This window comes from Mycobacterium sp. NS-7484 (assembly GCF_001953975.1).
Classification (GTDB): Bacteria; Actinomycetota; Actinomycetes; order Mycobacteriales; family Mycobacteriaceae; genus Mycobacterium.
This window is the reverse complement of record NZ_MBEJ01000062.1, coordinates 84,770-99,040: the sequence shown is the minus strand read 5'-3', so window position 1 is coordinate 99,040 and position 14,271 is coordinate 84,770. Positions and strand designations below refer to the sequence as shown.

Genomic DNA, 14,271 nt, shown 5'->3' with positions numbered 1-14,271 from the left:
CGGTCTGCTTCGGCAGGCCGGGCTTTTTCGTGGGTGCTCAAAACTCGCTCGCTCCTGTCGGTGGCCTGTGCCATGGTGCACTCGTGGGGCATGCACTTCCCGATTGCATCGGGATTACGTGGGTGGATGAGAAGACCAGCGAATACGCCTACCTGGCGCAGCATCACGACGAGCTCGTGGGGGCATCGGCTCCCGACGGCTGGTTCGTGTCCAGGTGGCTGGATGACTCCGGGGCGATGTTCGTTCTGAGCAGGCACCAGGCGGGCTATTACAACGGCAGCGCGCACTTCCATGGCAACGTCACCGCCACTCTCGGAGAGGCCGACTGGATCAAGGACACCGTCTACCTAACCGCTTCGGTTCTCGGCACCGACGGCGCCACGGCGACGCGACTGTGTGCCGCGTTCGGCCAGTTCCCCTATTTCGCCGAGCTCGATCCCGAGGTACCGCAGGAGGCGGTCATCACCGGGCTGGCTCGTGAGGTCACCGTGTACGCGAACGCCGAGGTGTTCGACCGTTCGAGCGACGGCGACGTGGGTCCGCTGAAACAGTCCATCGAGATGCCCGATGGCACGGTGGTCCGTCGTCTTCGCTACGGGGTTGGTAGTTTTCTTCCGACCGGAATGTTCGGCGATGAGACCACGCCGATGGCGATCGTGTTCGGGGAGGTCGAGGAGGCCTTTGCCCGCACCGTTTCCGATACCGCAGCGACGTTCCACGTTGCGCGGGTCACGGTGGTCGGCTGCCTGCCGATCTACGTCTGCTGGCCCGAATATCTCGCCCCGGTACCGGTGCTGGGCAGCATCATTCGGGTCAGTGCGTTCCTGACCGCCTTCATGCCAGCGCTGTGGGAACGGTTGCTGGCGGATGAGTGAGTGGGATGCGTTTGTCTTCTGCACCTGTTTTCAGGACGGATTGACAACCGAACCGCCGTATCCGCGATCGGACCTAACCATCAATCGATTCGGTGTGGTGACGCTGGCTGATAGCACCGATCACACGAAAGACCCTGAGACTCTGATGGATTGGCGGCAGGGATGGGTCGGCTTCGACTTACCGTTCGACGAGCCAAACCCGCCGTGTGTACACGAATACATGAAGTTGGTGTCGGTCAGCCCGTTCTATACACCCGCCAACTGGCCCGACACCGACCCGTATGAGTTTCAGGGCTGGCTGAACGACAGCGAATGCCCAGTTCTCTCCGAAGTCCTCTACCGGCGGCAATTCCCTGACTACCCGTCCGGCGGGATCTGGGTGGTCGGAAAGTAGGTGGGTGCCGCACTGGCCGAATTGGTGCGATTCGTGCCGCGTGTCCGCCGGGGCTTACGGACCGAGGATGCCTATTTCCTCGAGAACCTGCAGACTCTGCTCGAAGCATCTGTGCAGACCGGTAACCCGATCATCTGTCATTACAACGGGATCGCCGACGATGCATGGTGATTTCACGGGATGGTCTGTTCGGGTCGGGTGATGCTGTTCGGTACCGATATCGACGCCGCGACGACGGGGCGCGTACGGATGGAACGACGTCGCACCCGACCACGGCTTCCACGGCTACCGCCAGACACAGCGCTGGACGGCAAGCCCCGCCGCACGAGTGGAAATCCTCGACCGTCTGCTCGGCGAGAACCATTTCCGGGGTCAAAGAGAACAACGTGCAAGAGCCAGACCGACGGTTGCTGAGGTTCTCCGGTAAGACGGACTCTCTTCAGTCAACGCTGACCGACTGATGAACTGTTCTCGATGCGCCTGGATTGCCGGCGTTCGCGTGCGACTGTCAGGGTCCGCGTTCTGGCAGCAAGGTAAGAACTTGAGCGCGGTTGGGGCGGACAACGCGAAAGTGCCTGTGGTCGAGCGTCGCGATCTCGTCCACACCAAGGCGCTCAGCGAGCGCAATCACGGACGCGTCGGTGGTGCCGAGCGGCAGATTGTCATAGCGCGCCACCAGTTCGGCGACTCGGGTCACGTCAGCCTGGGTAAGGCTGATCAGCTCAAAAGTTCGGTTGGCCACGGACTTGAGGAATGCCACCTCAGCGAAAGTTCCGAGCTTGGTCTCCAGCATGTAGCCGACCTCCGCCAGCACCGTCTGGGGCAGAAGTAGTCGGCGATTGGCACGTCGGAGATTGGTGAACAGGTCCACGCACGCCTGGTGGTCGGCGTCCTTTCGGTCTGCTGCGGCGAAGATCGGACCCGTGTCGCAGACGATCACGAGCGCCGGGAACCGAAGCCCTCGGCGAGGATTTTATCGACGCGACGTGCGTTGTCAGTGCGGCCATCGCTGGATTCTCCGATGCCGAAGAACTGGGGTGGCCATTCCCCACGCGGGCTCTCCGTTGACAGCCGCCGGACATCGGCGAGCACCGCCTCGACCTGATCATCGGGCAGGTGCTCGATCAAGTGAATCAGCTCGTCGCGACTCGCTGTCATAGAAGCCAATTGTAGGCGGGCAGGCCGACAGGAGCCGGACACCGACCTGGTTCAGGTGAACAGAGTCCTGTCCTCGTGGGAATGCCGCCGATTCTAGGGGTGCGGTTGCTCTGCAGTTCATTCTCGGCTCGGCGGTGATTTTCTTCCAGCAACCGGCGCCCGAGTGGAAATGCTCGACCGCCGCCGTACCTGTGGGCGACCGACCGGTGGCATGGGCGGTATGGACTTCTAGGAGTCCTGCTCTTTCCTTTGCTCTGCTGCGCCCCTGCGTGGCGCGGTAACCCGGCACGCGTGGCGTGATACCGCCGTGATACGGTCGGCCAGCGATAGCTGTCGTGGCGTCTTGTGGGGGGAGATCAGATTGTTGTCGTTTCGCACGAGCGGGTTTGCTGCGTGACGCAGCCGCCGCATTCGCCGTTCGGAGGACCCAACCCCGTCGACGGATCTACGCCGCAGAATTCCGGCTACCGTCAGGCACCTCCGCCTCCACCTCCACCTCCACCCCAACCCCCGCAGTGGGGCGGTCCCGCGCAGCCGGCCGCGCCCCATCACACGCCGGCCGGGCACGTCGCCCCCGGTGGGCCGCCGGCACCCGCTCAGGCCGGCTGGCAGGGCCCGTTGCAGCGCGACTTCAATAACCTGCAGCCCGGGTTCACCCCGGCACCACCGCGTCGCAACAAGAAGGCACTGCTCATCACGGCAGGCGCCACCGCTGCGGTGCTCCTCGTCGTGGCCATCGTGGTGGGTGTCGTGTCGTTCTCGGGCGGTGGCGCCGGCGATATCAGTGCCCACGGCGCCAGCTCGCCCACCGACGCGGTCAAGGGCTATCTGGACGCGCTGTCGAAGGGAGATGCCAACGCCGCGTTGGCATTCGGATCCGATCAGCCGGCGTCGAAGGAGTTCCTCACCGACGACATCCTGAAGCAGCAGATCGCGAAATGGCCCATCACCAACGTCCGGGTTCTCAGTGCCAACGAGACCGGCGACATGGCGCAGGTGCACGTGGTGGCGAACTTCGGTGAGCAGACCTCCGATCAGACGCTGCTGGTGAAGAAGCAGGACGGCGGCTGGAAGCTGTCCACGGCCGCTGCCAAGCTCAATCTCGCCGCGTCCACCCTGACCGCCAATCCGGTGACCGGTCAGCCGCTCGCAGCTCCGCCGATATCCCTGTTCGGCAAACCGATTTCGAGCGGCTCCACGGTCTATGTGCTGCCCGGCTGGCTCGATCTGGGCTCGGCGAACAAGTACATCTCGGTGACGGCACTGCGGCCGGTGCTGCTGGACAGCCTGGTCACACAGGGGGCGGCAATGCCATCCCCGGTCCAGGTGCAGCTCAGCGAGGCCGGATCGGCAGCAGCCAAGAAGGCCGTCGCCGACGCGGTCGCCGAATGTGCGAAATCCACGGCGCTTTCGCCGCCCGGATGTCCGCAGAACGTCCCCAACCCCTCGTTGGCCGACGGCACCGCGCACTGGGAAGCACCCAATCTGGACAACCTCCAATACTCCTTCATGTCGTATGACATGACGCTTCGGGTGCTGGGCACATCGGAGTGGAAGCTCACCGCCAACAGCACCGACGGCACACCCATGCAGGGCACGCCGCTCATCCCGTTGATGGGGGAGATCGACATGACCCAGGACCCGTTGACCGTGAAATGGATGGGCCGATGAGCGTCACGATGCCACCCCAGCGGGCACCCCAGCCCACCCGCGACGAGCTCGACCGGGCGCGCGCCGTGGTGGGCGCGCTGTCGAATGCCTTCGCGGCCAAAGTGGTCGGCCAGACCGGGTTGCAGCAGAGCCTTCTGGTCGGTCTGCTCACCGGCGGTCATGTGTTGCTGGAAAGTGTTCCGGGACTGGCCAAGACGACGGCCGCGCGGGCCGTCGCCGATGCCGTCCAGGCCAAGTTCCGGCGCATCCAGTGCACGCCCGACCTGCTCCCCAGCGACATCATCGGCACCCAGATCTTCGATGCGTCGCGGGGCGCCTTCCACACCCAGTTGGGCCCGGTGCACGCCAACATCGTGCTGCTGGACGAGATCAACCGGTCCAGCGCGAAGACCCAGAGCGCCATGCTGGAGGCGATGGAGGAACGCCAGACCAGCATCGCCGGCGAGATCTACAAGATCCCCGAGCCGTTCCTGGTGCTGGCCACCCAGAACCCGGTCGACCAGGAAGGCACCTATCCACTGCCGGAAGCGCAGATGGACCGGTTCATGTTCAAGGAGATCCTGACTTATCCGACGCCGCAGGAGGAGTCGGAGATGATCTTCCGGATCGATGCGGGTGTGTATGCGAACAACCGGACCGCGGCGGTGGCCTCGTTGGATGACATCCTCTACCTCCGCGATGTGGTGCGACGCGTCTACCTCGACCCCGCGATCGTCAACTACATCACCCACATCGTCGCGGTGACACGTGCTCCCCAGCAATACCTTCCGGCGAACTTGGCCCGGCTCATCGAGTACGGCGCCAGCCCGCGCGCGACCATCGCCTTCACCAAGGCCGCCCGGGCACTTGCCCTGCTGTCGGGGCGCAATCACGTTTTGCCCGACGACATCAAGGCACTCGCGCACCGGATCCTGCGGCACCGGCTGATCCTGGGATTCGAGGCGGTCGCCCAGAACGTCACTCCGGAAGTCTTGATAGACAACGTCATTCAGGCAGTGCGTACCCCGTAGTCGCTATGGGAGTGCTACTGCAGGAGGTGAAGGCCCAGACCCTCGCCGGTAACCGGCTGTCGGGGCCGAACGGGGTGTCGCGGGGACTTCTCGAGGGGGAGCATCGGTCGATGTTCCACGGGCGCAGCCTGGAATTCGACGATCTACGCCCCTACATTCCCGGTGACGACGTCCGCGACATCGACTGGAAGGCGTCGGCGCGCTCGACCGACGTGCTGGTGAAGCGGTTCGTCTCCTACCGTCAACAGCGCGTCCTGATGGTCACCGATCTCGGTCGCAACATGCTCGCGCTGGCCGCCGGTGGTGAGGTCAAACAGCGTGTGGTGCTCAATGCCGTGGGCCTGGTGGGACTGCTCGCGATCAGCAAGGGCGACGAGATGGGCCTGGTGTACGGAGACGCCACCGGATCGGTGCACATGCCCAACCGGCGCGGTGAGGCGCATCTGGAGCACATTCTGGAGCGGGTCAACCGTCACCAGGTGGCCGACAGCGACCGCAGTGACCTCGGCACCCAATTGCGGTACGTCCAGCAGCATTTCCGTCGTCGACATATTGTCTTCGTGATCTCCGACGAGCCCGACGTCTCAGCGGAATTGGACGAACAGTTCCGTAAGGTGGCGGCCCGTCACGACGTGTACTGGATCACCGTGCGCGATGCCCCGCTGATCGGGGTACCGGCGTTCGGCGGCGAGGGTTACGACGTCGACAGCGGCAGAACCCTACTGCGCGAGGAGATCCTGGGCCACCGGGTGCTCGAGGCCTACCGCCGGGCCGAGGCGCAGCGCGAGGCCGCGTTCGCCGACTACGTCAACAGCTCGGCGATTCCGTGCGCCCGGGTGGCCGCCAGCGGCGAGTTGTTCGGGGCCGTCACCCTGATGCTGAAGAAGGCCAGCCGTGGCAAATGACCATCTGAAATGGATCGTGGCGCCGCTGCCATATTCGGTGGGCTGGCTGGTGTTCGGTGTGCTGCTGATCCTCGGCGTCATCGGATGGTTCGTCGGCGTATGGGTGTGGACGCTTCCGGTGCAACGGCTGCGCACCATCCCGGTGATCCGGGACATCAGCGCCCGGGTGCTGCGGCGCAAGTTCAGCGCGGCGATCAGCCGGATCAGCGAGCGGCATCATGCCGGAGAGCTGACGTCGCGGCAGGCCTACACCGCGATGAGCCGGATACTGCGCAACTTCGTGTACCTGCAGACCGGGGTCGCCGCGCAGTACATGGCCCTCGGTGAGGTGGCAGACAGCCCTGCGGCAGCGGCAGCACCTGCGGTATCAGCCCTGTACGCACGACAATTCGACCTCGAAGACAGCCCAGACGTCGCTGCCACGGCAGCTCAGGTGCGGAGCACGATCCTGTCATGGAGCTGAGGTGGGGATGGATCGTCATAGCCGGCCTGGTGGCGCTCGTCGCCATCGTGCTGGTGGCATTCCTGTGGCCGATGCGCCAGCAACCGCGCCGGCTGCGTCCACTGGCCTGGGTCGGTCGGCTGACCGAACTGCCCGAATACGCCCGGGCGTACCGGCGCTATCGAATCCTGTTGGCGGCCATCGCCGCCACCACGGTCGCCGTGCTGCTGTGCGCCATCGTCGCGACCGCCCGTCCGGTCAGCACGCAGGCCACTGCCGCCGAGATCAACCGCGCACATCCCGAAGACGTGATGCTGTGCCTGCAGGATGACCCGGCCACCCACGACGCGTCGGTGATGTTGACCTATTTCGCCGACCAGGCCGCCGATTTCGACACGCAACGCCTCGGCCTGACATCCCTCACCAACCGGGTGATCCCGCTGACCCGCGACTACCCCTTCCTGCAGGAGCAGCTCGGCCGGTACGCGAGCCTGGAACGGTTGCAATCCACCCAGAATCCGACGCCGGAGGACACCGCTGTCCTGCAACGCGCCCAGCACGAATTCGGCCGCATGGTCAGCTACTCGGACTACCAGCTGACCGCCAACGATGCACTTGCCATGTGCCTCAACGGTTTCCCCGGCGTCGGGAAGCCGTCGGATGCCCGGCGGTCGGTGATATACATGGGCCCCGCCGGTGCGTCGGAGAAGCCGATCTACTCCGATGACGCGCTCGCCGAGCTGGCGCGGTCGTCGGGAATCCAGGTCAACGTGTTGACCAGAACGACTCTCGACGCCAGCGGTGGGCTCAGTGGTCTCGCCGAGGCCACCGGTGGACGCTTCATCAGCTATGTCGCGGCGGCGTCCGCCGGCGGAGCCACTGGTGGCATGGCGCAAGACAGTCAGGACAATCTGGACAAGGCGCTACGCAGCCACCTCGACGACATCCGCTCACATCCACCGGCGCTGACCCGCTCGGACGGGACGATCATGGTCGAGCAGGTGCGGGACCGACCCAATCTGGTGCTCACCATCGGACTGGTGATCGTGATCGTCTTCTCGATCAGCCTCGCGGGGGTGCGGCGATGACATTCGAGCCGATCCTGCCGTGGTGGATCTTCCTGTCGCTGGCCGGGCTGACGCTGGTACTGCGGATGTACACCCTCTATCGGGTGCTCGTGGTCGTCGGGAAAGGCAGCCAGCGCAAGGTCGTCGTGCGGTGGAGCCTGCTGACCCTGGTGATCGTGTGCCTGTTCGCGGCGGCGGTGCGGCCGGGGATCGAGGGAGACCGCCACGCGGTGAACCAGGCCGCCGCGGCGGAGGCCGCCAACAGCAACGTGAACGTGTTCTTCGTGGTGGACCGATCGCTCAACTCCCGCGCAGAGGACTTCGGCAACAACCAGTTCCGGATGGCCGGGGTGCGCGCCGACATGCAGTCGATCGTCGATCAGTACCCGGACGGACGCTTCTCGATCACCTCGTTCGCCACCAAGGCCAGAGTGGACTGGCCGCTCTCCGACGACATCTGGAGTCTGCGGGCACTGCTCAAGGACTACTCGGCCTACGAGTCGGATTTCGACTCGGTGTACCAGGTCGACCTCGGCGCCGCGGACGAACAACTCAAGCGGCAGCTGGAACTCGCCGCCCAGGAGTATCCCGGGTCGAACAATTTGATTTTCTATCTCGGGGAGGGAGCCGGGGTTTCGAAGCGGGCGGCGACGACGTTCGACGTGCCGGCCGACTTGGTGGCCGGCGGAGCGGTGCTCGGCTACGGCACGGCCGCCGGCGGTCCGGTGGCCAGTCGGCTAGCCGAGAATGGGGAGAAAACGTACTTTCCCGACCCGTCAGGTGCCGGCCCACAGTTTCTTTCGGTGCTCGACGAAGCGTCGTTGAAATCCGTTGCCGAGCAACTGCATGTGCCGTACTTCCACCGTGACCTCGGTGCCTCGACGTCCATGCTCATCCCCCCGCTGGATGAGAATTCGTCGACCGCGGTAGCGCAGGAAGTGTCGTTGCCGGGGGACCGCACCGAGTTCTACTGGGTTTTCACGGCGATCGCGATGCTGTTGATGTTCTATGAGTTGTTCGCGATGGCACGCGAGTATCGGGTCTCCCGCATGACCAGCCAGCGGGGTGCGTGATGTTGAGACAGCGCAGTGTTTCGGCATTCCAGTCGGCGATCAGGTGGGTCCGCGCGTTCTTCTCGCAGGGGCCGAGCCGGAAAGTGCTGCGGCGTCGGCTGATTCTGTTCTCGATTCTGCCCGCCGTGGTGCTGGTGGCGATCGGCGTCAAACTGGTGACGATGGTGATCTACGGGCACTCGGCCAGATCCCATTACCTCAGCTATGACTCGTACGGCTTGACCGACGACGTACGTAGGCTCAAGTCGTTCAACGTGATCGACTCGTACAAGCCATATTTCGCCGACGGCGACCGCTACGTGCTGGAAGGGAAATTGGCCGACGCGGAGTCGGAGTTCAAGAAGTCGCTGTCGCTGGTCAGCCCGGAGCGGTCATGTCCGGTCCGGATCAATCTCGAGGTGGTGCTCGAGACGCTGGGCGATCTCAAGAACGCCGACCAGAACCGCGAAGAGGCCAAAAAGTTCTGGACCGAGGCGCTGAAGGTGACGCAGGAGGCGCCCGGCGGCTGCTTCGACACCACGACCGAGCCCGATGAGGAGCGCCGCACGCACCTCAACGAAACCGAACAACGACTCCAGGACAAGTTGAAGGACCCGCCGCCGTCGCAGGGTGGTGGTGGCGGTGGTGGCGGTGGCCAGGATGGTGGCGGCCAAGGCGGCCAAGGCGGCGGTGGCGGCCAGGGCGGTGGTCAAGGTGGCCAAGGCGGCGGCGGTGGCCAGGGCGGTGGTGGCCAGGGTGGTGACCAAGGTGGCCAGAGTGGCCAGGGAGGTCAAGGCGGCCAGGGCCAACCGGACCAGGGCCAGGGAGACCAGGGACAACCCGGCCAGGGGCAACCCGGCCAGGGTCAACAGGGCCAGGGGGCAGATCAGGGCGGTGCCGGCCAGAACGGTCAGGGCTCGGGCGGAGTGACAGATCAGTCCACGCGCGACACCGTCGGCGCGGACCGCATCGCCACCGAATCGAACGGGGTGGCCACCCACCAGTTGAATCCCGGACAAGGTGACCCGGGTGACGTCCTCAAACGACTGCTGGAAGATTCCAACGCCACCGGTACCGACCGGGAGTGATCACCTGCGCTCAGTGGCCAGTTGATGCACGTTTGGACACCGGATGCGTGACATAACTGGCCGGCGCCGCGGCACGACTCGCCTCAGTTCTCCGACAAGACGATGCAGTCACTCTCGCATTGACTGCTGGGCGGGCCGGGCCGGGCAGCTCGTCGATGCAGCACGGCACGACTGGGCACGATGTGCTGGATCTGGTCTTCGGTGGCCCCGGCCTCACCGCGACCGTCGACGATCAGCGAATACCCGCCGGGCACACTCGGCGGGCAGACTAGGGTGACGTCTTTGTGCTGGGCCAGGTTTTTGCGGGTGTGCCCGCCGACCGGGCCGACGTGAATGACCCCGTCGACCAGGTGGGGCTCCACCGCCACCGTGTGCGCGTGGTAGTTGTCGTCGACCGTGACGAGGTAGGCGAACGTGTAGTCCGCCAGCTTGTCGGCCAGCTGGTTGAGGTCCACTTTCACGCTCATGACGTGAGGATAGGCCGGTTGGGCTCGCTGGGTGCCCGACCGGCCAGACTAGGCTGAGCCGGACAACCGCCTCGGACGAAGGATTGGTTCTGGTGAGACGCGTGCGCGCCTGGCTGGCGGTGTCATCGGCGTTGCTTCTGCTCGGTTGCGCGCCTGTACCGGGGCCCGCCGCAACGGACGGCCACAGCGCACCGCAGCGCATCGTCTCGCTCAGCCCGTCGGCAACCGAGACGCTGTGGGCGATCGGTGCGGGCCCGCAGGTGATCGCCGTCGACGCGCAGTCGAATCATCCGGGTGACGTGCCGACGCAGGCCGATCTGTCCGGGTATGAACCCAACGTCGAGGCCATCGTGCGCTATCAACCGGACCTGGTCGTCACGGCCGATGCCCCCGACTACCTCGTCTCGGGCCTGAAGGCGGCCGGCATCGAGTTGTTGGCGTTGCCCGCCCCCGCCACCCTCGACGACGCGTACGCCCAGATCGAGAAGATCGGTGCGGCGACCGGGCACGCCGCCGACGCCACGGAGTCGGTTTCGCAGATGCGCCGAAAGATCAGTGCGGCCGTCGACACCGCTCCGAAAACCCACCTGAGCTACTACCACGAACTCGACCCGATGTTGTTCAGTGCCGGCAGCGCCTCCTTCACCGGTCAGCTCTACAGCCTGTTCGGTTTGGTCAACATCGCCGACAGCGCCGGCGGTGATCCGTATCCCGAGCTGTCCGAGGAGTACATCGTCACCGCGAACCCCGATCTGATCCTCCTGGCCGATGTGCAATGTTGCGGCACCAGCCGGACCTCCGTTGCGGACCGGGCCGGATGGGCCGACGTGTCGGCAGTTCGCAACGGCCACATCTACGAGCTCGACGCCGACGTGGCCAGCCGGTGGGGGCCACGCATCGTCGACATGGTGCAGACGATCGCCGCTGTGATTTCCGAGGTGCACGCTGTCCCGGCCCGGCGGTGATCGTCGCCGCGTCTGGGTGATGGCTGCGGCCGTGCTCGGGGCGCTCGGCGCCGCGCTGCTTGCGACGTTCGTCGGCCCGGCGGGGTTGCCGCCGCGCGGGGTGCTGCTAGCGCTGGCCGACGGACTACCGGGCATTGATGTCGATCACGGTCTGACGGCGTCCCAGCATGCGGTGCTGTGGCAGATCCGATTGCCGCGGGTGGTGCTCGGTGCCCTGGTCGGCGGCACCCTCGCCATCGCCGGCGCCGCCTATCAGGGCGTCTTCCGCAACCCGCTGGCCGATCCGTATCTGCTCGGCGTTTCCAGCGGGGCGGGTCTCGGTGCTACCGCGGTGATCGTATCCGGCTTGGCGGCAAGCACTTTCGCGGTACCGGTCGCGGCGTTCGCCGGCGGCATTCTGGCGGTCACCGCCACGTACCTGCTGGGCCGCGGTGTGGGCGGTGGGCGCACGGAAGTGGTGATCATCCTGGCGGGTGTTGCGGTGGCCGCGTTCGCCAATGCGGGGCAGACGTTCCTGCAACAGCGTTACGACGAGTCCATGCGTCAGGTGTACAGCTGGCTGCTCGGGCGACTGAGCACCGATGGCTGGAGCGAAGTGGGCGTCGCGCTGCCGTATGTGGTGTCGACGATCGTGGTGATCCTGCTGTTCGCCCGGATCCTCGACGTGATGGCCGTGGGGGACACCGAGGCGGCCAGCCTCGGGGTGGACCCGGGCCGGGTGCGGCTGCTGCTGGTTGCGGTGGCGACCTTGGGCACGGCGGCGGTGGTCAGCGTCAGCGGACTGATCGGATTTGTGGGAATCGTGGTGCCGCACGCGGTTCGGTTGGTGGTCGGGCCCGGACATCGGTTGCTGCTGCCGTTGTCGGTACTGTTGGGCGCCGCTTTCCTGATGCTGGCCGACGTCCTGGCGCGCACGGTGATGGCGCCGGCCGAACTTCCGATCGGCGTGGTGACGGCGGCCATTGGGGCACCGTTCTTCCTGATGGTGCTACGCCGCAGTCGGAGGTTGCCATGACGGTTGCCCTGACGTGTACCGACCTGACGCTCATCCGGCGGGAGACGACGGTGCTCGGGTCGGTGAACCTGACGGTGTCCGCCGGCGAATGGGTCAGCGTGGTGGGCCCCAACGGAGCCGGCAAGACCACGCTGCTTCATGTGATCGCCGGCTTGGTGCCGGCCGGCAACGATGCGCGCTTGACCGGGACGGTACGGGTGGCCGGTCTGGACCCACACGCCGTGCGCCGCAGGCAGATTGCCTCGGAGGTGGCGCTGATGCCGCAACGGCCTGTCGTTCCGGAAGGGGTGACCGTGACCGACTTGGTCACCCTGGGCCGGACACCACACCTGCCGCGGTTTGCCGCACCGTCGGCCGCCGACCGTCACGTGGTGACCGGTGTGATCGAACGACTCGGCCTGCAAGACATCGCCGCCCGTGCCGCGACCGAGCTTTCTGGCGGTGAACTGCAACGCGTGGTGCTCGCCCGGGCCCTGGCGCAGCAGCCGTCGGTGCTACTGCTCGACGAGCCCACCAGCGCACTGGATGTCGGCCACCAGCAACAGGTTCTCGAGTTGGTGGACACCCTCCGCGCGGCCGACGGCATCACCGTGATCGCCGCGATGCACGATCTGACATTGGCCGGCCAATACGCCGACCGGATGCTGATGCTTGCCGCGGGGCGGGTGGTCGCCGACGGCACCCCCACGGAAGTGCTTACCGCCCAACGGATCGCCGAGGTCTACCAGGCCCGCGTCGACGTGCTCGAGCGCAACGGCCGGATCGCGGTGCTGCCGGTTCGGGACCCGGTGCGCTGATGGACGTGATGTTGTTGGGCACCGGCAGTGCCGACGGCTGGCCCAGCCCGTTCTGCAGCTGCCGGTCGTGTCGGTGGGCGTTGACGGCCGGTGAGATCCGCGGGCAGACCGCCGCGCTCGTCGACGACGTTTTGTTGATCGACTGTGGTCCGGAAGTGCCCCGGGCCGCACTGCGCGCCGGACGAACGCTGGCCGCGGTGCGCCACATCCTGTTGACCCACGGCCATTTCGACCACGTCGGCCCGGCAGCCCTGGTCATGCGGCACTGGGTGGGCCGGACCGAGCCGCTCGACGTGATCGGGCCGCCGGGTGCTCTCGATCAGTGCCGCGACTGGGTGGGCCCGGACGACCCGATCCGGTTCCGCGCCGTATACCCCGGTGAGGAGCTCACCCTGCCGGTGCCCGGTGGCGCGTATACGGTTCGGGTGGTGGCGGCCGCGCACACCGATGCACTCGTCGACGATGCCGTGCTGTACGACGTATCCCGCGGTGATACAAGACTTCTGTGGGCGACCGACACCGGTCCGCTGCCCGACGCGACCCACGCGGCCATCGCCGCGGCCGGGTTCGACGCGGTGTTCCTGGAGGAGACGTTCGGCCCCAAGACCGACCACGGCACCGACCACCACGACCTGCCGTCGTTTGCGCGCACGCTGACCCAGATGCGGGAATCCGGCGCGATCGGAGACCACACCGACGTCGTGGCCGTACACCTAAGCCATTTCAACCTTCCGGGCCCCGAATTGTCCACGGCGCTCACGCAATACGGTGCGCGTGCCGGCCGGGACGGCGAGGTGGTGCGGGTGGGCACGCGCCGTTCCCCGGTGGCATCCCCGACTTCCCGCACATTGGTTCTCGGCGGCGTGCGTTCGGGGAAATCGGTACACGCCGAAGGGCTGCTCGCCGGGCATTCGCGGGTCCGGTACCTGGCCGCCGGTGGGCCGCGGCACGGCGATCCGGAATGGGCTCAACGGGTCCGGCAGCACCGGGCGCGTCGCCCACCGGAATGGCACACCGTCGAAAGCTCCGATGTGGCAGGCCAATTGCGCACCGCCCAGACGCCGGTCCTGCTCGATTGCCTCGGCACCTGGCTGGCCGCGCGGATGGATCGGCACGGCTGCTGGGACAGTGGACAGCTGGTGCCGGTGCACGACGACATCGACGAGGTGGTGGCGGCGTGGCGTCAGTGCACCGTCACGGCGGTGGCGGTGAGCAACGAAGTGGGTAGTGGGATCGTGCCGGATACCGCGTCGGGCCGCATCTTTCGCGACCTGCTCGGGATGGTGAACATGCGGATCGCCGCGGAATGCGATGACGTGCTGCTCATGGTGGCCGGCGTCGCGATTCCGCTGCGCGGCTGACCCC

17 protein-coding genes are annotated in these 14,271 nt (G+C 66.1%); 14 read left to right on the top strand and 3 right to left on the bottom strand.

Annotation, left to right across the window (positions count from 1 at the left end):
* Positions 1-122: 122 nt before the first annotated feature.
* Genes A5733_RS11205 through A5733_RS27480 form a run of 3 tightly spaced genes read left to right on the top strand, consistent with a single transcriptional unit; the run spans position 123 to position 1,440 of the window.
* Positions 123-875, top strand: a complete 753-nt coding sequence (locus A5733_RS11205; protein WP_076240154.1) for a hypothetical protein — start codon at positions 123-125, stop codon at positions 873-875.
* On the top strand, positions 868-1,269 hold the full coding sequence (locus A5733_RS11200; RefSeq protein WP_076240153.1) for a hypothetical protein: 402 nt from the start codon (positions 868-870) through the stop codon (positions 1,267-1,269). Before A5733_RS11205 ends, A5733_RS11200 begins: the two co-directional genes overlap by 8 nt.
* On the top strand, positions 1,270-1,440 hold the full coding sequence (locus tag A5733_RS27480) for a hypothetical protein (protein ID WP_158070602.1): 171 nt from the start codon (positions 1,270-1,272) through the stop codon (positions 1,438-1,440).
* Positions 1,441-1,777: 337 nt separating this feature from the next.
* Here the strand turns inward: A5733_RS27480 and A5733_RS11195 are convergent, their stop codons facing one another.
* Both A5733_RS11195 and A5733_RS11190 read right to left on the bottom strand, forming a co-directional pair.
* Complete coding sequence (locus A5733_RS11195) at positions 1,778-2,209, bottom strand: type II toxin-antitoxin system VapC family toxin (RefSeq protein ID WP_076240152.1); 432 nt, start codon at positions 2,207-2,209, stop codon at positions 1,778-1,780.
* Positions 2,206-2,427: a hypothetical protein gene (locus A5733_RS11190; RefSeq protein WP_067767593.1), complete on the bottom strand. Its 222-nt coding sequence runs from the start codon at positions 2,425-2,427 to the stop codon at positions 2,206-2,208. The genes A5733_RS11195 and A5733_RS11190 overlap by 4 nt, the downstream gene beginning before the upstream one ends.
* Positions 2,428-2,820: 393 nt before the next feature.
* On the opposite strand from A5733_RS11190, the gene A5733_RS11185 reads away from it, so the two are divergent.
* The 7 genes from A5733_RS11185 to A5733_RS27710 are packed head-to-tail and all read left to right on the top strand — an operon-like array spanning position 2,821 to position 9,662.
* Positions 2,821-4,098: a DUF4878 domain-containing protein gene (locus A5733_RS11185; RefSeq protein WP_076240151.1), complete on the top strand. Its 1,278-nt coding sequence runs from the start codon at positions 2,821-2,823 to the stop codon at positions 4,096-4,098.
* 8 nt (positions 4,099-4,106) lie between these two features.
* Positions 4,107-5,108 (top strand): MoxR family ATPase, encoded by a 1,002-nt coding sequence (locus tag A5733_RS11180; protein ID WP_067767648.1) that lies wholly within the window; start codon positions 4,107-4,109, stop codon positions 5,106-5,108.
* Between the two features lie 5 nt (positions 5,109-5,113).
* On the top strand, positions 5,114-6,013 hold the full coding sequence (locus tag A5733_RS11175; RefSeq protein WP_076240150.1) for a DUF58 domain-containing protein: 900 nt from the start codon (positions 5,114-5,116) through the stop codon (positions 6,011-6,013).
* Complete coding sequence (locus A5733_RS11170; RefSeq protein WP_067767602.1) at positions 6,003-6,476, top strand: hypothetical protein; 474 nt, start codon at positions 6,003-6,005, stop codon at positions 6,474-6,476. The genes A5733_RS11175 and A5733_RS11170 overlap by 11 nt, the downstream gene beginning before the upstream one ends.
* Positions 6,467-7,543 carry a hypothetical protein gene (locus A5733_RS11165; protein ID WP_076240149.1) on the top strand — a complete coding sequence of 359 codons (1,077 nt, stop codon included), beginning with the start codon at positions 6,467-6,469 and terminating at the stop codon, positions 7,541-7,543. The genes A5733_RS11170 and A5733_RS11165 overlap by 10 nt, the downstream gene beginning before the upstream one ends.
* Entirely contained in the window at positions 7,540-8,595 is a 1,056-nt protein-coding gene (locus A5733_RS11160) for a VWA domain-containing protein (protein ID WP_076240148.1), read from the top strand. Before A5733_RS11165 ends, A5733_RS11160 begins: the two co-directional genes overlap by 4 nt.
* On the top strand, positions 8,595-9,662 hold the full coding sequence (locus tag A5733_RS27710) for a hypothetical protein (RefSeq protein WP_076240147.1): 1,068 nt from the start codon (positions 8,595-8,597) through the stop codon (positions 9,660-9,662). The genes A5733_RS11160 and A5733_RS27710 overlap by 1 nt, the downstream gene beginning before the upstream one ends.
* An 83-nt stretch (positions 9,663-9,745) precedes the next feature.
* On the opposite strand, the gene A5733_RS11150 is transcribed toward A5733_RS27710, so the two are convergent.
* Positions 9,746-10,129, bottom strand: a complete 384-nt coding sequence (locus A5733_RS11150) for a hypothetical protein (RefSeq protein ID WP_067767613.1) — start codon at positions 10,127-10,129, stop codon at positions 9,746-9,748.
* Between the two features lie 92 nt (positions 10,130-10,221).
* Between A5733_RS11150 and A5733_RS11145 the strand changes: the two genes are divergently transcribed.
* From A5733_RS11145 to A5733_RS11130, 4 genes are read left to right on the top strand one after another with little or no spacing between them, the layout of a single operon-like run.
* Positions 10,222-11,094, top strand: coding sequence for an ABC transporter substrate-binding protein (locus tag A5733_RS11145; RefSeq protein ID WP_233152670.1), 873 nt, complete (start codon positions 10,222-10,224; stop codon positions 11,092-11,094).
* Positions 11,095-11,113: 19 nt separating this feature from the next.
* Entirely contained in the window at positions 11,114-12,109 is a 996-nt protein-coding gene (locus A5733_RS11140) for an iron ABC transporter permease (RefSeq protein WP_083666097.1), read from the top strand.
* Entirely contained in the window at positions 12,106-12,906 is an 801-nt protein-coding gene (locus A5733_RS11135) for an ABC transporter ATP-binding protein (RefSeq protein WP_076240144.1), read from the top strand. The genes A5733_RS11140 and A5733_RS11135 overlap by 4 nt, the downstream gene beginning before the upstream one ends.
* Positions 12,906-14,267, top strand: coding sequence for a bifunctional adenosylcobinamide kinase/adenosylcobinamide-phosphate guanylyltransferase (locus tag A5733_RS11130; RefSeq protein WP_076240143.1), 1,362 nt, complete (start codon positions 12,906-12,908; stop codon positions 14,265-14,267). The genes A5733_RS11135 and A5733_RS11130 overlap by 1 nt, the downstream gene beginning before the upstream one ends.
* The last annotated feature ends 4 nt before the right edge of the window (positions 14,268-14,271 follow it).